The following is a 20,663-nucleotide window of genomic DNA, read 5'->3' as shown; positions in this document are numbered from 1 at the left end:
TTTTAATATTATCACACAGAAAATAGCTAGTCAATTTTTTTGGACTTAAGTACATAGTACCCTTTATCACGTTTAACGACTTCTACATTTCCGAAAACTTCTTCCATTTTATTCTTCAAAGAGGGAGCCCCTTGCTTCTTCTGCGCAACAAGCCAAAAGTATCCATCTTCCTTAAGTTTTTCACGACTTTCTTCAATAATGTTAACAACAACATCCTTACCAGCTCGAAACGGAGGATTTGTCACAATAGCTGCAAAACCTTTTTGCTTAACTCCAGAAAGTCCATCACTCACATAAGCAGTTGCGTTGGTCACGCCATTTTTTTCAATGTTTTGATTAGCTAAATTGACCGCTCTTTCATTAATATCGATCATAACTACATTGTGATTTTTATTACTTTTAGCTAACACAACCCCAATCGGACCATAACCACACCCGACATCTAATAAATCACCCTCAATCTCCGGTGATTCAAATTGGTCTATTAGCACACGGGTTCCATAATCAATTTGTTTTTTTGAGAAAACACCGTCATCTGTTTGGAAAATCAAGTTGTAAGAGTTGATTGTGGTTTGAAAACGGGATGGGTTACTTTGTTTTTGAGGATTATTAACATAATAGTGATCACTCATGAGCATTCACCTTCTTGAAGAATAGTCTAATAAAATATAGATGTTTATATTAAAAAATATTTTTACAATAAACATAAGCTCGCTGAAAAAATCAGCGAGCTTATTTAACTTATCAATAAATTTATTTTAATTCGATTTTCGCGCCAGTTTCTTCTAACTGTTCTTTCATTTGGTCAGCTTCTTCTTTAGCAACGCCTTCTTTGATTGTTCCAGGAGCGTTGTCAACTAGCTCTTTAGCATCTTTTAAGCCTAGGCCAGTGATTTCGCGAACTGCTTTAACAACCTTGATCTTAGAAGCACCAGCGTCTTCTAATACAACGTCGAATTCAGTTTGTTCTTCTTCAGCTTCAGCACCTGCTGCCGCACCTGCTGCTGCTACTGGAGCTGCTGCAGAAACACCAAACTCCTCTTCGATAGCTTTTACTAATTCATTTAATTCTAAAACTGACATTTCCTTAACCGCGTCAATGATTTGTTCTTTAGTCATGATTAAGTTCCTCCTTAAGTTTTTTTAAATTTATTAATCTCGACTAGGCAGCTATATTAAGCGCCTTCCTCTTCGTTCTTTTGATCCGCAATTGCTTGAGTAGCATATGCGAAGTTTCGTACTGGAGCTTGTAGTACGCTAAGTAGCATAGATACAAGACCTTCATATGATGGTAATTCAGCAAGTTCTTTCAACTGATCAACAGTTGCAACTTGACCTTCAATTACGCCACCTTTAATTTCAAGTGCCTCATTTTCTTTAGCGAATTGCCCTAGCACTTTCGCTGGTGCTACTGCATCATCTTCACAGAATGCGATTGCAGTTGGACCAACTAACGCATCGTTTAACTCTTCAAATCCAACTTGCTCAACAGCGCGGCGAGTCATTGTGTTTTTGTAAACACGGAAATCCACACCTGCTTCACGTAGTTGTTGGCGAAGTTCGCCTACTTGATCAACGTTTAGGCCACGGTAATCAACAAGTACAGATGTTTTGCTGTTTTGGAAACCTTCAGCAATCATTTCAACTTGTTGCTTTTTGTGTTCTAGTACTTGACCTTTGCTCATTGTTCCACCCCCTAATTATTTCTCATCATACCGATCGGTGTTTTCGCCCAAAAAAATACCTCCATGCAGACATGGAGGTATGGTTAGATAAAATTGCACATAACATTCTTGTACAAAATATACGTTAACACACCTCGGCAGGAATATTTAAGCGATTATCCGCTCCTACTGTCTACGGTATAATTATCATTAAGTTTTACAACAAAACTATTATAAAACATATTCAAAACTAAAGTCAATTATTTTTTAGCGTAACTTGAAACATCAACACGGATTCCAGGACCCATAGTAGATGAAACAGAAGCATTACGCATGTAAGTGCCTTTAGATGTTTGTGGTTTTGCTTTGAACAACGTCTCTGTAATTGCTTCGAAGTTTGCAACTAGCTTTTGATCATCGAAAGAAACTTTACCGATTGGTACGTGAATGTTACCTGCTTTATCAACACGGTATTCAACTTTACCAGCCTTGATTTCTTGAACAGCTTTTTCGATTTCAAAAGTTACAGTGCCTGTTTTAGGGTTAGGCATTAAGCCTTTAGGTCCTAATACACGACCTAGCTTACCAACTTCAGCCATCATATCAGGTGTTGCAACAACTACGTCGAACTCGAACCAACCATTGTTGATTTGATCAATGTATTCTTGATCGCCTACGTAATCTGCACCTGCAGCTTCAGCTTCTTTTGCTTTATCGCCTTTAGCAATTACTAAAACGCGTTGTGTTTTACCAGTACCATGCGGTAAAACCATCGCTCCACGAATTTGTTGATCAGCTTTCTTAGGGTCAACACCTAAACGAAAAGCTGCTTCAACTGTTTCATCAAAATTAGCAACTGTCGTTTTCTTCACTAACTCAATTGCTTCGTTAACATCATATGCTTGCGTACGATCAACAAGCTTTAAAGCCTCTTGATACTTTTTACCTCTTTTAGCCATTTTAACTTCCTCCTCAATGTGGTTTTAACGGTTGAACCTCCCACTAAAGTCAACTCGTTCGCGACGAGCCTTTAGGCGAAGACAGTGTGTGTATTGGCTTTTACACCTCACTGAACGTCGTTACGCTTTTTGGCGTAATAAAGGTTGCGAAAGTACTTTCGCAACCTAATTTCGCATTAATGAACTGACAAGTATTAGTCTTCTACAGTAATACCCATGCTACGTGCAGTACCTTCAACCATGCGTACTGCCGCATCAACGTCAGCAGCGTTTAAATCAGGCATTTTTGTTTCAGCGATTTCACGTACTTGATCACGCTTAACAGTAGCTACCTTGTTACGGTTAGGCTCACCAGAACCTGATTCGATACCAGCTGCTTTTTTCAGAAGAACTGCAGCCGGTGGCGTTTTCGTTACGAATGTAAATGAACGGTCTTCATAAACCGAAATTTCAACCGGGATAATCATACCAGCTTGATCTTGTGTTTGTGCGTTAAATTCCTTACAGAATCCCATGATATTAACACCAGCTTGACCTAATGCAGGACCTACTGGCGGAGCTGGGTTAGCTTTACCTGCAGGAATTTGTAATTTTACAACGTCTACTACTTTTTTAGCCACGAGACACACCTCCTTAAAGTCCGTGATGTGGTAACTGGGGTCATGTGTTATACCCCTCCCACTCAATATTTGCAACAGCTTTTTCAAGCCATACGAAACATAAAAATTTTAGCATCTTTAATCAGAATATGCAAGTGATTGATTATAATTTTTCAACCTGAGTGAAATCTAACTCAACTGGCGTTTCACGACCGAACATATTAACATGCACTTTAACCTTTTGTTTATCTAAGTCAATATTTTCAATTGTACCAGTAAAGTTAGCGAATGGCCCATCTACTACTTTAACTGTTTCCTTCAGTTCAAGATCAATTTCTTGCGCGCTATCTTGAACACCCATTTGTTTTAGGATTTTGTCCGCTTCTTCTGGTAATACTGGAATTGGCTTTGAACCTGAACCAGTCGAACCAACAAAGCCAGTTACGCCTGGTGTATTACGAACAACAAACCACGAGTCATCTGTCATGACCATCTCTGTTAAAACGTAACCTGGAAAAACCTTCTTCATAGATGTTTTCTTCTTTCCATCTTTTATTTCTGTTTCTTCCTCTTCTGGCACAATCACACGGAAAATTTTATCTTCCATTCCCATTGATTCAATACGCTTCTCTAAGTTCAACTTTACTTTGTTTTCATAGCCAGAGTACGTGTGTACAACATACCAATTTTTCTCCATTTAATGTGGCTTTATGCCTTCCCTCCTATTACTTTCACTTTCATTTTTATATAAAAAGATCTTGAAACAAAACCATTTTAAACCAATATAAAAAACCCGACCATGCGGGTTTTTCTTTTTAACATTATATCACATTCTTATACTTTTCAATCGTCAAACTTTTAGAAAAGCTCTAAAATCTGTGTTATTCCTAAATCAACAATAGTGAAGTAAATAGTAACAAATATAACCGTCATAATAACAATGATTGTATATTTAGTTAGTTCATTACCTTTAGGCCAACTAACCTTTCGCATCTCACGGCTGACATCTTTTAAGAAGCTAATCATGTTTTTCCCCCCTAACACCAATACCGACACTACTTCGTTTCACGGTGAAGTGTGTGTCGACCACACCTTTTACAAAACTTTTTAATCTCTATTCGTTCAGAGGTTTGAGCTGTTTTCTCTGTTGTATAATTACGTTGATTACATTCTGTGCATGCTAATGCGACCTTTTTACGCATAGTCCTACCTCTTCTTATCACCTATTTTATCACTTTTAATAATCTACCACGCTAGTAGGATTATGTCAAATTAGCATAGAGGCTTATAAGGAGATCTCTCCAACTGATAAATAACGCTCTAATTTCCTTTTAACTCGCTGCAACGCATTGTCGATTGATTTAACATGACGGTCCAATAGCACTGAAATTTCCTGATATGTACGACCATCAAGATATAAGTGTAATACTTCTCGTTCTAAGTCACTTAATAACTCCCTCATTTTAATCTCCATATCACCGTATTTCTCTCGGTTAATAAGGAGTTGTTCAGGGTCAGACATTTCATCTTCTGCTATTATATCAATTAATGTACGGTCAGAATCTTCCTCATAAACTGGCTTGTCCAATGATATATAGGAGTTTAAAGGAATGTGTTTCTGCCTCGTTGCTGTTTTAATTGCTGTAATGATTTGGCGTGTTACACAAAGCTCAGCGAACATCTTAAACGAAGATTGCTTGTTATTTTGATAATCTCTTATAGCTTTATATAACCCGATCATTCCTTCTTGTACAATATCTTCGCGATCCGCCCCAATTAAAAAGTACGTTCTCGCCTTCGCTCTAACAAAACTTCTGTACTTATTAATTAGATACTCTAAAGCTTGTACTTCACCTTCTTGAACAAACTCAACTACCCTTTCATCTTCGTACTGAGAATAATTAGGATGGTTCTTCGTTTCTTGTTTGATGCTCACACAGATTCCTCCCGTAATGAACCAGACCTATCGTACATCAGCAAGTCATGAGGTTAAACGCTCCCCATAAATCTATTAAAACTGAGGTCTTATATTACTAATAGTGTAAATATAAGGTTATTATACAGGAGTTGCGAATTTTCAGTCAACTAAATCTCGCTATTTATTACCTCTTCGCCAATTTTCGAAGGTTTTCAACACGTTTTCACTTAATGGGATTTTCGCTTTCGGTTGAACTTCTACTTGTTTTTCAAGGTCTTTTTGAATATCGTCATCGATTGCTTGAATTTCAATCAATAGCTCTCGCGCTGATTTTCTTAATGCTCCGCGGGAAAAAATCGTCCACTGTTCAGCATAATCAGATGTGGCGACATACACTTTCGTTTTTACATTCATAACATCTTTTACAAGCTTTTCGATCTTCTCATCTGCCGTTTCTTTTTCTTTAGTAAAAATGACTTCAACTTGTAATTGATTATAATGACGCTCTACATCTCTTACGGTGTAAGCATCAAATACAACAACGACTTTATGACCAATATAAGCTTGATATTCAGCTAGCATTTCAATCAGACGGTTTCTTGCCGCTTCAAGGTCATGATCACGCAATCTTTTTAATTCAGGCCAGTCACCAATCATATTGTAACCATCTACAACTAGTACAATCATAGCGGCTAGTCCCCTAACGGATAACGTTTGCGATATATTTCATACATAAGGATCCCTGCTGAAACAGAAGCATTTAATGATGTCACTTTACCTTTCATCGGCATATGGACAAGCCAATCACAATTTTTCGCAACGAGACGACTTATGCCACGACCTTCACTACCGATAACTAATGCAATCGGCATATCATATTCAGACTGTCGATAATCTTGCTTACCCTTCGCATCCGTCCCAACGATCCACAGCCCACGTTCTTTAAGTTCTTCAATCGTTTGGTTCATATTTGTTACTCGAACGACAGGAATGTGTTCAATAGCACCTGTCGAAGCTTTTGCGACTGTTTGTGTTAGTTGTACAGAACGGTGCTTCGGAATAATAATGCCATGCGCACCAACAGCATCTGCTGTTCGCATAATAGAACCAAGGTTGTGCGGGTCTTCTAGTTCATCTAACAATAGAAAGAAAGGCGCTTCTTGTCTTTTCTCAGCCACTTGAAACAGGTCATCTAGTGAAGCGTAATCATAAGCAGCTACTGAGGCGGCTACACCTTGGTGATGGTCACCTATTGTATCGAGCTTTTGTTTAGGGACTTTTTGTACATAAACACCTTGTTGCTTTGCGATGTCAAAAATTTGTTTCTGTACTTGAGGCTTCATCGTCTCTAGCACAAGTACTCTATTAACTGAACGCCCTGACTTCAACGTTTCTATAACAGGATTTTTACCGGTAATCCACTCTTCACTCACAACTCTCATCTCCTTTCTTCAATATCCATTATAGCTTGAGAAACGAGGTGATCTAGCCGTTCATACTCCTCGTTAAAATATAAATATCCCATTAACGCCTCAAAAGCAGTGCTATATCTGTAGGTTTGTGGGTCTGTATTTTTAGGAACATTCGACTTGGCATTTCGCCCTCTTCGAACGACCGCTTCTTCTTGCTCGGTTAACACACCATCTTCGATCCAACGAAGAAGCACATACGACTGTGCCTTTGCTGACACAAAAGACACAGCCATCGTGTGCAATGCTTGCGGCTTCACTTCACCTTTTTGAATAATATATTCTCGTACATATTTTTCATATACAACATCACCCATGTAAGCGAGCGTTAAACTCTTCATAAGGTGTGGTTTTAAATCTTGACTCATTGCCTTTTCCATCTCGTTCCTTGAGGTGTATCCTCTAAAATGATTCCTCGATCTGCTAAATCGTCACGAATTTCGTCAGCACGGCTAAAGTTACGGTCTTTTCTTGCTTGTATACGCTCTTCTATTAAAGCCTCAATGTCTTCATCTAAAAGCTCTTCTGTTGCTAACTCAAATCCTAATACAGACGTTAGTTCGTCAAAAGTACTAATGAAAGAATCAATCACATCTGTTGACGTCTGTTTTTGGTCAATATAAATGTTAGCTTCTTTGGCTAGTTCGAACAGTACAGAAATAGCATTAGCTGTATTGAAATCATCATTCATCTCTTGTTTAAACGTTTCGACATGTCGGTTGATTTTCTCTTTCCATTGCTCTGTATCATCAGTTAAGTTCATGCTCGCCTCACGACGGTGCTTCAAGTTGTCATAAGCCGTTTTAATACGTTCATAGCTATTTTTCGCACTCGCTAATAATTCATCATTAAAGTTGATTGGATTACGATAATGAACACTTAACATGAAGAAACGAACGACATTAGGATTATGGTTACGAACAAGATCATGGACTAAAATAAAGTTACCTAGTGACTTTGACATCTTTTCATTATCGATCTGGATATAACCGTTGTGTAACCAATAGTTGGCGAACGTTTGATCATTCATGCACTCTGATTGTGCAATTTCATTTTCATGGTGCGGGAAAGATAAGTCTTGGCCGCCAGCATGAATATCAATCGTTTCACCTAAATACTTTTTCGCCATTGCAGAGCACTCGATATGCCAACCCGGGCGACCTCTTCCCCAAGGGCTATCCCAAGCAATCTCGCCTTCTTTCGCTTGCTTCCACAACGCAAAGTCTAATGGGTCATTTTTCTTTTCGCCCACTTGTATACGAGCACCAGAGCGCAAGTCATCGATTGACTGATGTGATAACTTTCCGTACTCATCGAATGCACGTGTTTTAAAGTAAACATCACCATCCGCTTCATACGCATACCCCTTATCAATTAACCCTTCAATAAATTGCAAAATCTCATCCATTGTTTCAGTTACTCTTGGGTGATGAACCGCTTCTTTTACATGAAGTGCGCCAACATCTTCTTTATATGCATTAATAAAACGGTCAGCAATTTCAGGGACTTCTTCTCCCATTTCTTCTGCTGCTTTTATTAACTTATCGTCGACATCTGTGAAATTCAATACGTATTCAACATCATAACCTACATACTCAAAGTAACGGCGAATCGTATCAAAAACAATAGCCGGCCTGGCGTTACCTACGTGAATATAGTTATATACTGTTGGACCGCAGACGTACATCTTTACTTTTCCTTCTTCAATTGGTTCAAACGTTTCTTTTGAGCGCGTTAAAGAGTTATATAATTTAACTGTCATGACGGTCAGCTCCTTTCAATTCATTAACTTCCGCTTGTAGTTCGGCGATTTTTTGCTCTAACAAATCGCACTTCTCTGAAACAGGGTCTGGTAGTTTGTGATGGTCTAAGTTCTTTTTCACTTTAACTCCATTTTTCACGACGATGTTACCAGGTATTCCAACAACCGTTGAGTATTTCGGTACATCTTTTAAGACGACTGAACCAGCACCGATTTTGGAATGTTCATCAATCGTAATTGAACCTAATACTTTCGCGCCTGTTGCGACTAAGACGTTATCCTTTAATGTCGGGTGACGTTTTCCACCTTCTTTTCCGGTTCCACCTAATGTCACACCTTGATAAATGGTGACGTTATCACCGATCTCACATGTTTCACCGACTACAACCCCCATACCGTGGTCGATAAAGAACCGTCGACCTATTTGCGCACCTGGGTGAATTTCAATCCCTGTGAAAAATCGGCTAATCTGTGAAATCGCCCGGGCAATAAAGAACATTCTTCGTTTATGGAATCCATGAGCGACGCGGTGTGCCCAAATAGCATGAACTCCAGCATATGTTAAAATGACCTCAATTCTGCTTCTTGCAGCAGGGTCTTGGTCAAATACAACATCGACATCATCTTTAAGCAGTTTAAAAAACTTGAACATATAATCCCTCCTTTATTTATGTGTTTCTAAGATGCAAAGCCTTGAAGTTGGAGGCGACTTATGAATGTTAAAAATTAAAAAGCGCCCCTGTCTATTTAGATAGACAGAGACGCCTAATAACGCGGTTCCACTCTGTTTAGAGGTATTCCTCTCAACTTTCGAAGTGTTTAACGGTACTTAACCGCTTCACTCTACTCAAGTTTCAAGTGAAGGCTCTGAGGTGCATTTCAAACGCCAACCTAAAAGCTACTCTCAGCAAATGTAGCTCTCTCTGTGTTTAGCTTGACCGTTTTACTTCTCCTCATCAACGCTTTGTATATTATATTAAGTGCTTTGAAACATGTTATGCTGAATAGTTTAATTTATTGATTAATTGTTCTAAACGGTGTAAAACTGTTTCTTTGCCTAATAAGCTAATAGCATTTGGTAGTTCTGGTCCATGTGTTTGTGCCGTTGTTGCTACACGAATTGGCATGAACAATTTCTTACCTTTATTACCTGTTGCCTTTTGTGTTGCTTTAGTTGCTGCTTTTACACTGTCAGGCGTTAGTTCATCCAATTGTTCTAACTCTGACTTAAAGTGTTCTAGCATACTCGGAACATGCTCTTGATTTAACACGTCCATACACTCTTCATTATAGTTGATTTCTTTACGGAAGAACAACTCTGTCAACTCAACAATCTCAGCACCATAATTGAGTTGGTTATGGTATAGAGCAATTAATTCTTCTACCCACTGACGTGTTGTTTCGTCCATACCTTCATCCACTTTACCCGCTTCAATTAAATGCGGCAACGTTAAGTCAACAACGCGTTGTAATGAACTTTCTTTAATGTACTGGTTGTTCATCCACTTTAATTTATGTGGGTCGAACACAGCTGGTGAAGTCGATAACCTTTCAGGATCAAAGATCTCTGTTAACTGCTCTCTTGTAAACAGCTCTTCTTCCCCTTGAGGAGACCAACCTAATAACGTAATAAAGTTAAATAACGCTTCAGGTAAATAACCCAAGTCTGCATACTGTTCAATAAATTGAATAATGCTTTCATCACGCTTACTTAATTTCTTACGTTCTTCATTTACGATTAACGTCATATGAGCAAATGTCGGAACTTCCCAACCGAACGAGTGATAAACCATCATTTGCTTCGGCGTGTTTGAAATGTGGTCTTCACCACGTAAAACATGAGTAATCTTCATTAAGTAATCGTCGATCGCACACGCAAAGTTATAAGTTGGCGTACCGTCTTTTTTCATAATTACCCAATCACCGAAATCGCTTGATTCAAACGTAATCTTTTCTTTTACGATGTCTCTAAACGTATATGTTTCGTTTGCTGGCACACGAATACGAAGGCTTGGTTGACGACCTTCTGCTTCAAACTGTTCCATTTGCTCTTGTGTCAAATCACGATGAGCACCAGAATACATTGGTACTTTTCCTTGAGCACGTTGTTCTTCACGTTCTTGCTCAAGTTCATCTTCAGTCATATAGCACTTGTAAGCAAGACCTTTTTCTAAAAGCTCATCAGCGTACTTTCTATAAATATGCAAACGGTCCATTTGGCGGTAAGGTGCATAATCCCCACCTACATCAACACTCTCGTCCCAGTCGATCCCTAACCATTTTAAGTATTTTAACTGACCAATGTCTCCACCTTCGACATTTCGCTTTTGGTCTGTATCTTCAATACGGATGACAAATTCGCCACCAGTACTTCTTGCAAATAAATAGTTAAATAATGCCGTTCTTGCGTTACCGATATGCAAATGCCCTGTTGGACTAGGGGCATAACGTACTCTTACTTTTTCCGTCATGAGTCGTTCTCCTTTCTATATTACCTATCACTATTGTACAAAACTTAAGCTCTTTGTTGTAATAAAATGACCGCTTGTGATGCAATTCCCTCTTTACGTCCTGTAAAGCCTAACTTCTCAGTCGTAGTCGCCTTAACGTTGACCTGGTTTAGATCAGCTTGTAACAAGTTAGCAATTACACTTCTCATCTCTTCTATATATGGGGCCATCTTCGGTGCTTGAGCCATTATGGTGCAGTCTACATTAACTAACGTGTAACCTGACTGTTCAACTTTATTCCATACCTCTTGTAATAACTCTTTTGAGTCCAACCCTTCATATTGTGGGTCAGTGTCTGGAAAATGCTTTCCGATATCACCTTCACCGATTGCGCCAAGTGCAGCGTCAGCAATTGTATGTAATAAAACGTCGGCATCTGAATGGCCTAACAAACCTTTTTCATACGGAATTGTTACTCCACCAATGATACACGGCCTACCCTCTACTAATTGATGCACATCAAAACCTTGTCCTATCCGAAACAATGAAGGGTCCTCCTTATAGTTTCCTTGCCTATTTATTTTTAGCATATTTTCAGCCTTTTGTATATCTTCTCGTGTTGTCAATTTAAAATTGTGATAGCTTCCTTCAACGACAGCTGCATTTTTGCTAATTAACTCTAACAGTGCAACATCATCAGTTGCGACCTCTTTGTTTTCAGCTGCGTAATCATGCGCTTCTGTTAGCCATTTGTAAGTAAACGCTTGTGGTGTTTGAGCTTGGTATAGTTTACTTCGGTCTAACGTTTTCACCTCATGACCTTCAACTTGTTTAATAGTATCTGTCACACGTGTTGCCAAAAATGCAGCTCCATGTAAAACCGTCGCTTCATACAACTTATGTAATTCTTCTTGTGAAACAAAAGGTCTTGCTCCATCATGGACAAAAGTAATCATTTCATCAGTCAATGAATCTACTGCATGTTTAACACTGTGTTGTCTTTCAAGTCCACCGCTCACGAACTTAACGACCTTAGAAAAACCGTGTTCGTTAACAATGTCCTGCATAACGACCTGTTCATCTAGATGGACAACGAGATAAATCGCTGAGCACCATGGATCATCTTCGAATACTTGAAGGGTATGGGCAATTAACGGCCGATCACCTAACGTAATCAATTGCTTATTATGACCGACGCCCATCCGCTTTCCTTGACCAGCTGCTAAAACAATCGCTTGATAGTTCCCCATATATATTCCCTTTCCTTTTGAAAAACTCTCTTATGTACCACCTATTTTACACTAATTTCACAATATAAACACATATTCTCGGTCTCAAATATAAATAAAAAGGACTGACGAAACCATTAAATATTGAATGGCGTCAGTCCTTTAAAATTATATTATTGCGCTTTTTCCATTGCTTTCGGTTTGGCAAAAATCATACGACCTGCTGATGTTTGCAACACACTCGTTACAATGACATCAAGTGCATCACCAATGAATCCTTTACCATCTTCAACAACGATCATCGTCCCGTCATCTAAGTAAGCAACGCCTTGCTTATCTTCTTTACCAGCTTTAATGACATGAACATTCATCTCTTCGCCCGGTAAAACAACTGGCTTAACAGCATTAGCAAGATCATTAATGTTTAATACCGTTACATTTTGAAACTCAGATACTTTATTTAAGTTAAAATCATTTGTTACTAAAACGCCGTCTAATAGTTTCGTTAATTTTACTAACTTACTATCTACTTCTTGGATATCTTCAAAGTCACCTTCATAGATCTGAACATCAACTGGTACTTCTTTTTGTAATCGATTAAGTATATCAAGTCCTCTTCGACCACGATTACGTTTAAGCACATCTGAAGAATCGGCAATATGCTGTAGTTCTTCTAATACAAAGTGAGGAATGATGATTGAGCCTTCTAAAAAATGTGTGTCACAAATATCAGCAATTCTACCATCAATGATGACACTAGTATCTAATATTTTCGGTCGTACGCTTCCGCTTTCTGAAGCGTCACCCATCATTGCATCCTCTTTATCTTTGTTTCGCCCTTTAGTTAGAAGGCCAATAAATTCATTTCGACGTTTAAAGCCGACTTGAAAGCCTAAATAACCTAGAATAACGGTTACGAAGATTGGTAAAATCTCTGAGACAAGCGGAATACCAAACCCTTGTAAATAAATATTAACTAAAAATGCGGTCACTAGCCCGACAATGAGTCCTAAACTTCCAAACAATAAATCGCCAACTGGTGCTTTAACAAGTTTTTCTTCAATAATTTTAAGAAAATCAACAACATAATCAACAACCCAAAACGTTAATAAAAATAATATGATTGCACCTAACACTAATCCAATGTACGGAATAAGCCAACTTGGCTCTTCAAAACCTGCTAAAGACGCTAGATCGGAAAAATAGACATACCCTAGCGCACCACCAGCTACTACTATAAATAGCTGAATAATTCTTTTCAACACACTATGCACCTCCTGTTTACTAGTTTCACCAAAAAAAGCGGTGAGCATAAGTCAGTTATTGATTTTTAACTATAATTGTAAATTATACCATGCTCACCGAAAATACGTCAAAATAAAATAACAAATATTATATCACTTCTCAAGATTGTATGTCAATTGTGTTACAAATATTTTTATTTTGTAACACTATTCACCTAAACCTTCTTTCAATGCTTCGTGAACAGAATCAACACCTACTAACTCCACCCCGTCCGGCGCTGTAAAGCTACCTAAATTTTTTCGCGGTAAAATAATCCGTTTAAATCCCAACTTTGCCGCTTCTTGAACACGCTGCTCTATACGTGCGACTCTTCTTACTTCTCCTGTTAACCCTACTTCACCGATAAACACATCGTCAGGTCTAGTCGGGTGATCACGGAAACTTGAAGCAACACTAATTGCAACTCCTAAGTCAATCGCAGGTTCATCTAACTTAACTCCACCTGCTACTTTTACATATGCGTCTTGGTTTTGTAATAGAAGCCCTGCTCTTTTTTCTAATACTGCCATAAGTAATGGGACACGGTTATGATCGAGTCCTGTAGCCATTCTTCTTGAATGCCCGAACTGAGTAGGCGAGATTAAGGCTTGAATCTCAACCAACATCGGCCTAGTCCCTTCTAAAGACGCTACAACGGTGGAACCAGCAACACCTTGAGAACGCTCCTCTAGAAAAATTTCTGAAGGATTATTAACCTCAACCAAACCTTCTTCTTTCATCTCAAAAATACCCATTTCATGCGTACTACCAAAGCGGTTTTTAACACTTCTTAAAATTCTAAATGTATGATGACGTTCCCCTTCAAAGTATAAAACAGTATCGACCATGTGCTCTAACAATCTAGGACCTGCAATTGCCCCTTCTTTAGTCACATGTCCAACTATAAAAATGGGAATCCCCTTTGACTTAGCAAGTTTCATCAGCGCACTTGTACATTCCCTTACTTGTGAAACAGAACCTGGTGCTGACGTCACTGCATCATGATAAACGGTTTGGATCGAGTCAATGACGACAAATGAAGGATTCATTTCATCAATTGCATCGATCACATACTCTATGTTCGTCTCCGCCATAATAAACAAATCATTCTCACTTACATCAAGGCGGTCTGCTCTAAGCTTTGTTTGCTTTTCCGATTCTTCACCTGATATGTACAAAACATTCATATTTAAGTTAGCCACTTGAGAAGATAACTGTAGTAGCAAAGTGGACTTACCAATTCCTGGGTCTCCTCCAATTAATACGAGTGACCCTGGAACAATTCCGCCACCTAATACGCGGTTTAATTCTTCCATGTTAGTCGTTAAACGTGATTCTTCTTTTGATGATACTTCTTTAAGTGATTGAGGCTTTTTACGTTTTTTCGATTGATTACTCCCTACTTCATGTCGCTCGGATTTTTTAGAAACTTTTTCTTCTACTAACGTATTCCATTGATGACATGCTGGACATTTCCCCATCCATTTTGGTGATTCGTAACCACATTCTTGGCAGAAAAATATTACTTTAGCTTTAGCCATGATGGTCGTCTCCCTTTCTAATTACAAATTAACGGTTTACTAAACGATCACAATATGGAAAACAGCCGGATTTAATAGGTCAATCCGGCTGTTAAACATTATGACTGTTCGCTTGTTTCTTTTTCGAGTGGTTTTGTAGATGAAATGTAAAACTCACCTTCATCGTTAACATCAATTTTAACTTCTTGACCTGTACTAATTGTACCACTTAGTAGTTCTTCAGATAAGAAGTCTTCCACGTTCTTTTGGATTGAACGACGCAATGGTCTTGCACCATATTCTAAATCCATACCCTCATCTGCAATTTGTTTAATTGCTTTTTCAGTCAGCGTGAAATTAATGTCACTATCTGTTAAACGGTCTTGTAGCTGTTTAACCATTAACTGGACAATTTCTTGAATATGCTTCTCTTCTAGTGAATGGAAGACGATCGTTTCATCCACACGGTTTAGAAATTCTGGACGGAACGCTTTTTTCAACTCTTCCATTACTTTAGATTTCATTTGTTTATGATCTTGTTGGTTGTCATTTACGCTAAAGCCTACGTATTTTTGACGTTTTAACTCATGAGCACCAACGTTAGATGTCATAATTAACACCGTATTGCGGAAGTCGACCACTCGACCTTTAGAATCTGTTAAGCGACCATCTTCTAGCACTTGTAGTAGAATATTGAATACTTCAGGATGCGCCTTCTCAATCTCATCTAGTAAAATAACTGAATATGGTTTAGTACGAACCTTCTCAGTTAATTGGCCACCTTCTTCATAACCGACATAGCCTGGAGGTGAACCTACTAAACGAGAGGTCGCGTGTTTCTCCATATACTCAGACATGTCGATCCGAATCATCGCATCTTCATCTTCGAACATTGAAGAAGCTAGTGCTCTAGCAAGCTCCGTTTTACCAACACCTGTTGGCCCTAAGAAGATAAACGAACCGATTGGTCGTTTCGGGTCTTTTAACCCGGCACGTGCACGTCTAACCGCTTTTGAAACAGCCTTAACCGCTTCATCTTGACCAATGACACGGCCGTGTAATGTTTCTTCTAAGTTAAGCAGTTTTTCTTTATCATCTTTAGCAAGTTTCGATACTGGCACTCCAGTCCAAGTTGAAACGACGTGCGCAATATCATCTAACGTCACTTCAGAACTTTCTTTACCTTGTTTTTCTTTCCATTCGTCTTTCGTCTTAGCAAGCTCATCTTTTAGCTTTTGCTCTTTATCTCTTAATGAAGCTGCTTTTTCAAATTCTTGACTTTGAACAGCTGCATCTTTTTCTTTCTTCACTTCTTCTAGTTTTTGCTCTAATTCTTTTAAGTTCGGTGGAGCTGTGTAACTTCTTAACCTTACACGTGAAGCTGCCTCATCGATCAAGTCAATCGCCTTATCTGGTAAGAAACGATCCGTAATATAACGGTCTGATAGGCGTACAGCACTTTCTATAGCATCATCTGAAATCGTTACACGGTGGTGTGCTTCATAACGATCTCTTAAACCTTCTAAAATTTGTTGTGATTCATCAGGTGTTGGTTCATCAACTTGAATAGGTTGGAAACGACGCTCAAGTGCAGCATCTTTCTCAATATACTTACGATACTCATCTAACGTCGTTGCACCAATACATTGTAAGTCACCACGCGCCAAAGCTGGTTTTAAAATGTTGGATGCATCAATAGCACCTTCTGCACCACCTGCACCGATTAATGTGTGCAACTCGTCGATAAATAGAATAATATTTCTAGCTTGGCGAATCTCTTCCATAACCTTTTTCAAACGGTCTTCAAACTCACCACGATATTTCGTACCTGCTACAACTGTACCCATATCAAGTGTCATAACACGCTTATCACGGAGGATTTCAGGCACTTCATTATTCACAATTTGTTGAGCTAAACCTTCAGCAATGGCTGTTTTACCTACACCTGGCTCACCGATTAACACAGGATTGTTTTTACGGCGACGACTTAACACTTGAATGACACGTTCAATTTCTTTACCACGGCCAATGACAGGGTCAATGCCACCTTCACGTGCAACTGTCGTTAAGTCTCGAGCCAATGAATCTAGCGTTGGTGTATTGGCACTGTTAGATTGCTTTTGTTGACGTTGGTTAGATGTTGATTCGTTACTACCTAGTAGTTGTAACACTTGTTGACGCGCTTTATTTAAGCTGACTCCTAAGTTGTTAAATACACGTGCGGCAACACCTTCACCTTCACGAATTAAACCTAACAAAATATGCTCAGTTCCAACATATGAATGATTTAACTTACGTGCTTCATCCATAGATAGCTCAATGACTTTTTTCGCTCTTGGCGTGTAATGGATCGTTTGTTGGTTACTTTGGCCTGTTCCAATTAATTGTTCAACTTCTTCTTGAATCTGTTCAGCTGTTACATTTAAAGATTTTAAAGCTTTAGCTGCAATCCCATCGCCTTCTTTAATTAATCCTAATAAAATGTGTTCTGTACCTATATTATTATGCCCTAATCGAACGGCTTCTTCTTGGGATAATGCAAGAACTTTTTGTGCGCGTTCTGTAAATCGTCCAAACATCATATTTGATGACCTCCTTCTAATTCTTATACTGCTCTAATTGTAATCTTTCACGAATTAAGTTAGCTCTAAACCAATCACGCTCATTTGGATGCAACGATTTTTTTGCGTAATGTTGTAAAAAACCGGGTTGAGTTAGTACCATAAGCTCATTCAAGATGTTTTTTGATACGTTTTTAATTAAACCTAAGTCAATACCTAAACGAACATCAGATAAACATTTGGCAGCTTCTTTAGATTCAATAATTCTACTATGAGCTAAAACACCATATGAACGGAAGATTCGGTCTTCTAACTGTATACCCGATTGTTGCATAACCCATTCACGTGCTTTTCGCTCACTTTCAATAACTTGCTTTACGACACTCTTTAAATCTTCAACAATATCCTCTTCTGACTTACCTAAAGTCATTTGGTTGGATATCTGATAAAGCTGACCTAAAGCCTCGCTCCCTTCACCGTATATACCACGAACGACTAATCCTATTTTGTTAATCTCAGGAACGATCTGGTTCATCTGATTAGTGATTGTTAATGCTGGTAAATGCATCATAATGGATGCCCTAAGCCCCGTACCGACATTCGTTGGGCAGCTCGTTAAATAACCTTTATGTTCATCAAAGGCATAACGTGTACGCTCTTCAAACCAGTCATCTAATTTTTGTGCCTGTTGTAATGCTTCAGACAATTCAAAGCCTGGATAATAAAGTTGAATTCGCAGGTGATCTTCTTCATTAACCATAATAGATGCTTGTTCGTTCTCTGAAATAAGTACCGCACCTGTCTCTGTATTTTCTGCTAAATTAGGGCTAATGAGATGTTTTTCAACTAACACTCTCTTTTCTATAGGTTCTAATTCACCCATTTTGACAAGCTGAAACTGTTTAAATGACTCATAGCTTTGTTCATTAAATTCTTGTTCAACATGTTGTAACACTTTCTGTTGAGAAGCTTGATCCTGACTTGTTGGGAATGGTACTTGCTCTAAGTTACGTGCTAATCGTATACGTGTGCTTAATACAATATCAGAATCATTACCTTCATTATTCATCCAAGGGCTGATTGCATCGTTAATAAAATCTTGTAATGACATTAAGCATCACCACCCTTTTCTGATTCAGCTATTTCTTGCTTCAGCGTTCTAATACGATCTCTTATATCAGCTGCTTCTTCAAAGTTTTCGTCTTCGATTAATTGCTGTAATTCTTTCTTTAATTGATCAATTTCTTTACGTTTATGAAGCTGACCACCGATTCGTTTTGGTATTTTGCCAACATGTTCAGTATTACCACTATGAACACGTTTAAAAATTGGATTTAAATAAGAATCAAACGTTTCATAACACTGACTACAGCCAAATTTTCCTTTTTTTCTAAATTGGGCATACGTTAAGCCACAACCTTCACATGTCATTCCTTGATCCCGTTGTACTTGTTCTTTTGGTTGTTGGTTAACTGCCTGGTCGAAAGGAAACATGTTTGTAAGAAAATGATGAAGTGACAAACTTTCATTTGTAAAATTCATATAACCTTCTTCATGAGCACACTGCTCACATAAATGTACTTCTTTTTTTTGGCCATTGACTACTTGAGTGTAATGAACTGATGCCTCATGTTGTTGGCATTTTTGACATTGCATCATAGACCCTCCAATCAACCATACATTTTTATAGTTGTTAGCAACTCTTTAAATATTCTAGAACGAACATGATCACGTTTCGGTAAAGGTATATCTAATATGTCACGATGTAAAACCTTGAACATTAGTCGCTTTTCTCGTTCTGTTATTAAGTCTTCCTCTTTTAATCGCTCCACTAAGTCGAACGCTGCTTGTTGAGGTAAAGGATGCTCTGCAATTAAATCCATTTCTCTTATTAACTCTTGGTTTGATTTAGGTTTTAATCGGATAATCCTTATATACCCACCACCACCACGTTTACTTTCAACTAAGTAACCTTTTTCCAAAGTAAAACGGGTGTTAATGACGTAATTAATTTGTGAAGGGACACACTCGAAACGGTCAGCAATTTCACTACGCTTTAATTCAACAACGTCACTATTGCTCGACTTAATTACCTTTTTTAAATAATCTTCAATAACGTCTGAAATATTCCTCACCGCATTCCCTCCTTCAAAACAGTTATAAAAAAACATAGAACAAAGAGCTATAAGTTTGACTTTGACTATCTTTGACTATACTTTTATTATACCCACAATTTATTATGATGCAAACATTTTGATTTAAACTTAATTTCAATAATTTAAGACAAAAACACCCCTCACATAAATATGCGTAAGGGGCGTCACTAGTTAATTTCGTTCATAAATATACGTTACATTTTCAATTTTGCTCACACGGTCTAAAAGGTCATTTTTATTGAATTTTTGGTTCTTTTCAAGCTCTATATAGACATTTCTTTGAAGTATATCTTCACTTTCAATCTCCATTCGCTTAATAAGAAGGTCAAATTCATCAAATATGTTAAGTACTTCACCTAAATGAACATCTTGAGTCACTTGTAAGTTCACCCAATTATTCGTTTTTTGTTTAGTAAACAATTTTTCAAAGGAGTTAAGGAAAATTAAGCTTAACAGCACGACTAACGTTGCAAGTATAGCTAATGCATACATACCTGCCCCAATTACTAAACCTAAACCGGCTACTGTCCAAATCGATGCTGCTGTTGTTAGACCTCTAATTGTCATACCGTGGACTAAAATAGTTCCAGCACCTAAAAAACCAATTCCACTTATAACATAAGAAGGAATACGAGCTGGATCGAAACGGATTGTGTAGTGATCAGTAATGTAAGGTTGGAAACCATATACTGATAAAAGCATCATTACGCATGCACCAACACCTACTAATATATGCGTTCTGAATCCGGCAGAGTGTTTTTTTAATTCACGTTCAAACCCAATCAACCCACACAATATAGTAGCTAATATGACGCGGTAAACCATTACATCAAAATTCTCTCCCAATAAAGCAGTCCAATCAATCAACTCATATCCCCCTTACTAAACCTCTTTATATTTTACTTTTATATGAATTTCCCTTCGCTTATATTCAAGTTATTATTACAATCATATACAAAAAAAGCCAAGAAGACAATAACTTCTTAGCTTTAAGTTCGCCCGGCGGCGTCCTACTCTCACAGGGGAAGAACCCCAACTACCATCGGCGCTAGAGAGCTTAACTTCTGTGTTCGGCATGGGAACAGGTGTGGC

23 protein-coding genes, 1 rRNA gene, 1 pseudogene and 2 other annotated features are annotated in these 20,663 nt (G+C 38.2%); all 25 genes and pseudogenes read right to left on the bottom strand.

Features of this window, described 5'->3' with window-relative positions; genetic code table 11:
• Positions 1-26: 26 nt before the first annotated feature.
• Entirely contained in the window at positions 27-632 is a 606-nt protein-coding gene (locus tag J2R98_RS11045; protein ID WP_307068955.1) for a class I SAM-dependent methyltransferase, read from the bottom strand.
• Between the two features lie 121 nt (positions 633-753).
• A complete protein-coding gene (gene rplL / locus J2R98_RS11040; protein ID WP_017185253.1) occupies positions 754-1,119 on the bottom strand; it encodes a 50S ribosomal protein L7/L12 in 366 nt (121 codons plus the stop codon).
• A 56-nt stretch (positions 1,120-1,175) separates the two neighbouring features.
• A complete protein-coding gene (rplJ, locus tag J2R98_RS11035; RefSeq protein ID WP_307068952.1) occupies positions 1,176-1,685 on the bottom strand; it encodes a 50S ribosomal protein L10 in 510 nt (169 codons plus the stop codon).
• A gap of 41 nt (positions 1,686-1,726) precedes the next feature.
• Positions 1,727-1,881: a sequence feature (ribosomal protein L10 leader region), on the bottom strand.
• Between the two features lie 43 nt (positions 1,882-1,924).
• A complete protein-coding gene (gene rplA, locus J2R98_RS11030; protein ID WP_307068950.1) occupies positions 1,925-2,623 on the bottom strand; it encodes a 50S ribosomal protein L1 in 699 nt (232 codons plus the stop codon).
• 194 nt (positions 2,624-2,817) lie between these two features.
• On the bottom strand, positions 2,818-3,243 hold the full coding sequence (rplK, locus tag J2R98_RS11025) for a 50S ribosomal protein L11 (protein ID WP_307068948.1): 426 nt from the start codon (positions 3,241-3,243) through the stop codon (positions 2,818-2,820).
• A 142-nt stretch (positions 3,244-3,385) separates the two neighbouring features.
• Positions 3,386-3,919 carry a transcription termination/antitermination protein NusG gene (gene nusG / locus J2R98_RS11020; RefSeq protein WP_307068946.1) on the bottom strand — a complete coding sequence of 178 codons (534 nt, stop codon included), beginning with the start codon at positions 3,917-3,919 and terminating at the stop codon, positions 3,386-3,388.
• Positions 3,920-4,080: 161 nt separating this feature from the next.
• Entirely contained in the window at positions 4,081-4,248 is a 168-nt protein-coding gene (gene secE, locus J2R98_RS11015; protein ID WP_017185258.1) for a preprotein translocase subunit SecE, read from the bottom strand.
• Positions 4,249-4,277: 29 nt separating this feature from the next.
• A complete protein-coding gene (gene rpmG, locus J2R98_RS11010) occupies positions 4,278-4,424 on the bottom strand; it encodes a 50S ribosomal protein L33 (protein WP_017185259.1) in 147 nt (48 codons plus the stop codon).
• Between the two features lie 83 nt (positions 4,425-4,507).
• Positions 4,508-5,158, bottom strand: a complete 651-nt coding sequence (gene sigH, locus J2R98_RS11005; RefSeq protein WP_307068942.1) for an RNA polymerase sporulation sigma factor SigH — start codon at positions 5,156-5,158, stop codon at positions 4,508-4,510.
• A 159-nt stretch (positions 5,159-5,317) separates the two neighbouring features.
• A complete protein-coding gene (locus J2R98_RS11000; protein ID WP_307068940.1) occupies positions 5,318-5,827 on the bottom strand; it encodes an NYN domain-containing protein in 510 nt (169 codons plus the stop codon).
• Between the two features lie 5 nt (positions 5,828-5,832).
• Complete coding sequence (gene rlmB, locus J2R98_RS10995; RefSeq protein ID WP_307068938.1) at positions 5,833-6,573, bottom strand: 23S rRNA (guanosine(2251)-2'-O)-methyltransferase RlmB; 741 nt, start codon at positions 6,571-6,573, stop codon at positions 5,833-5,835.
• A gap of 5 nt (positions 6,574-6,578) precedes the next feature.
• Entirely contained in the window at positions 6,579-6,977 is a 399-nt protein-coding gene (locus J2R98_RS10990) for a Mini-ribonuclease 3 (RefSeq protein WP_307068936.1), read from the bottom strand.
• Positions 6,974-8,371, bottom strand: a complete 1,398-nt coding sequence (gene cysS / locus J2R98_RS10985; protein WP_307068933.1) for a cysteine--tRNA ligase — start codon at positions 8,369-8,371, stop codon at positions 6,974-6,976. Before cysS ends, J2R98_RS10990 begins: the two co-directional genes overlap by 4 nt.
• On the bottom strand, positions 8,361-9,023 hold the full coding sequence (gene cysE, locus J2R98_RS10980; protein WP_307068932.1) for a serine O-acetyltransferase: 663 nt from the start codon (positions 9,021-9,023) through the stop codon (positions 8,361-8,363). Before cysE ends, cysS begins: the two co-directional genes overlap by 11 nt.
• 102 nt (positions 9,024-9,125) lie before the next feature.
• Positions 9,126-9,340, bottom strand: a binding site (T-box leader).
• Between the two features lie 26 nt (positions 9,341-9,366).
• Positions 9,367-10,842, bottom strand: coding sequence for a glutamate--tRNA ligase (gene gltX / locus J2R98_RS10975; protein WP_307068929.1), 1,476 nt, complete (start codon positions 10,840-10,842; stop codon positions 9,367-9,369).
• Positions 10,843-10,886: 44 nt separating this feature from the next.
• Positions 10,887-11,366 (bottom strand): 2-C-methyl-D-erythritol 2,4-cyclodiphosphate synthase, encoded by a 480-nt coding sequence (ispF, locus tag J2R98_RS10970; protein ID WP_307069099.1) that lies wholly within the window; start codon positions 11,364-11,366, stop codon positions 10,887-10,889.
• Between the two features lie 48 nt (positions 11,367-11,414).
• Positions 11,415-12,071: pseudogene (gene ispD / locus J2R98_RS10965) on the bottom strand (2-C-methyl-D-erythritol 4-phosphate cytidylyltransferase); the annotation flags it as partial.
• A gap of 152 nt (positions 12,072-12,223) precedes the next feature.
• Positions 12,224-13,315: a PIN/TRAM domain-containing protein gene (locus J2R98_RS10960; RefSeq protein WP_307068928.1), complete on the bottom strand. Its 1,092-nt coding sequence runs from the start codon at positions 13,313-13,315 to the stop codon at positions 12,224-12,226.
• A 186-nt stretch (positions 13,316-13,501) separates the two neighbouring features.
• Positions 13,502-14,875, bottom strand: a complete 1,374-nt coding sequence (gene radA / locus J2R98_RS10955; RefSeq protein WP_307068927.1) for a DNA repair protein RadA — start codon at positions 14,873-14,875, stop codon at positions 13,502-13,504.
• A 98-nt stretch (positions 14,876-14,973) separates the two neighbouring features.
• Entirely contained in the window at positions 14,974-17,436 is a 2,463-nt protein-coding gene (clpC, locus tag J2R98_RS10950) for an ATP-dependent protease ATP-binding subunit ClpC (protein ID WP_307068926.1), read from the bottom strand.
• Positions 17,437-17,452: 16 nt separating this feature from the next.
• Positions 17,453-18,526: a protein-arginine kinase McsB gene (gene mcsB, locus J2R98_RS10945; protein WP_307068924.1), complete on the bottom strand. Its 1,074-nt coding sequence runs from the start codon at positions 18,524-18,526 to the stop codon at positions 17,453-17,455.
• On the bottom strand, positions 18,526-19,071 hold the full coding sequence (gene mcsA, locus J2R98_RS10940) for a protein-arginine kinase activator protein McsA (protein ID WP_307068922.1): 546 nt from the start codon (positions 19,069-19,071) through the stop codon (positions 18,526-18,528). Before mcsA ends, mcsB begins: the two co-directional genes overlap by 1 nt.
• 14 nt (positions 19,072-19,085) lie before the next feature.
• Positions 19,086-19,550, bottom strand: coding sequence for a CtsR family transcriptional regulator (locus tag J2R98_RS10935; protein ID WP_307068920.1), 465 nt, complete (start codon positions 19,548-19,550; stop codon positions 19,086-19,088).
• A gap of 192 nt (positions 19,551-19,742) precedes the next feature.
• Positions 19,743-20,396: an MgtC/SapB family protein gene (locus tag J2R98_RS10930; RefSeq protein ID WP_370871994.1), complete on the bottom strand. Its 654-nt coding sequence runs from the start codon at positions 20,394-20,396 to the stop codon at positions 19,743-19,745.
• Between the two features lie 172 nt (positions 20,397-20,568).
• Positions 20,569-20,663, bottom strand: a 5S ribosomal RNA gene (rrf, locus tag J2R98_RS10925); the annotation flags it as partial.

The organism is Alkalibacillus filiformis (assembly GCF_030814115.1).
Lineage (GTDB): Bacteria > Bacillota > Bacilli > Bacillales > Alkalibacillaceae > Alkalibacillus > Alkalibacillus filiformis.
Note: the sequence above shows the minus strand (reverse complement) of the source record. Positions and strands in the feature narration are given on the sequence as shown.

Bases quoted from the DNA above. Each gene is read 5' to 3' on its own strand.
- nusG (WP_307068946.1), bottom strand. From the start codon at position 3,919: ATGGAGAAAAATTGGTATGTTGTACACACGTACTCTGGCTATGAAAAC.
- mcsB (WP_307068924.1), bottom strand. From the start codon at position 18,526: ATGTCATTACAAGATTTTATTAACGATGCAATCAGCCCTTGGATGAAT.
- rplA (WP_307068950.1), bottom strand. From the start codon at position 2,623: ATGGCTAAAAGAGGTAAAAAGTATCAAGAGGCTTTAAAGCTTGTTGAT.
- clpC (WP_307068926.1), bottom strand. From the start codon at position 17,436: ATGATGTTTGGACGATTTACAGAACGCGCACAAAAAGTTCTTGCATTA.
- mcsA (WP_307068922.1), bottom strand. From the start codon at position 19,071: ATGCAATGTCAAAAATGCCAACAACATGAGGCATCAGTTCATTACACT.
- cysE (WP_307068932.1), bottom strand. From the start codon at position 9,023: ATGTTCAAGTTTTTTAAACTGCTTAAAGATGATGTCGATGTTGTATTT.
- radA (WP_307068927.1), bottom strand. From the start codon at position 14,875: ATGGCTAAAGCTAAAGTAATATTTTTCTGCCAAGAATGTGGTTACGAA.
- J2R98_RS11000 (WP_307068940.1), bottom strand. From the start codon at position 5,827: ATGATTGTACTAGTTGTAGATGGTTACAATATGATTGGTGACTGGCCT.
- cysS (WP_307068933.1), bottom strand. From the start codon at position 8,371: ATGACAGTTAAATTATATAACTCTTTAACGCGCTCAAAAGAAACGTTT.
- gltX (WP_307068929.1), bottom strand. From the start codon at position 10,842: ATGACGGAAAAAGTAAGAGTACGTTATGCCCCTAGTCCAACAGGGCAT.
- rpmG (WP_017185259.1), bottom strand. From the start codon at position 4,424: ATGCGTAAAAAGGTCGCATTAGCATGCACAGAATGTAATCAACGTAAT.
- secE (WP_017185258.1), bottom strand. From the start codon at position 4,248: ATGATTAGCTTCTTAAAAGATGTCAGCCGTGAGATGCGAAAGGTTAGT.
- J2R98_RS11045 (WP_307068955.1), bottom strand. From the start codon at position 632: ATGAGTGATCACTATTATGTTAATAATCCTCAAAAACAAAGTAACCCA.
- J2R98_RS10990 (WP_307068936.1), bottom strand. From the start codon at position 6,977: ATGAGTCAAGATTTAAAACCACACCTTATGAAGAGTTTAACGCTCGCT.
- rplJ (WP_307068952.1), bottom strand. From the start codon at position 1,685: ATGAGCAAAGGTCAAGTACTAGAACACAAAAAGCAACAAGTTGAAATG.
- rplL (WP_017185253.1), bottom strand. From the start codon at position 1,119: ATGACTAAAGAACAAATCATTGACGCGGTTAAGGAAATGTCAGTTTTA.
- J2R98_RS10930 (WP_370871994.1), bottom strand. From the start codon at position 20,396: ATGGTTTACCGCGTCATATTAGCTACTATATTGTGTGGGTTGATTGGG.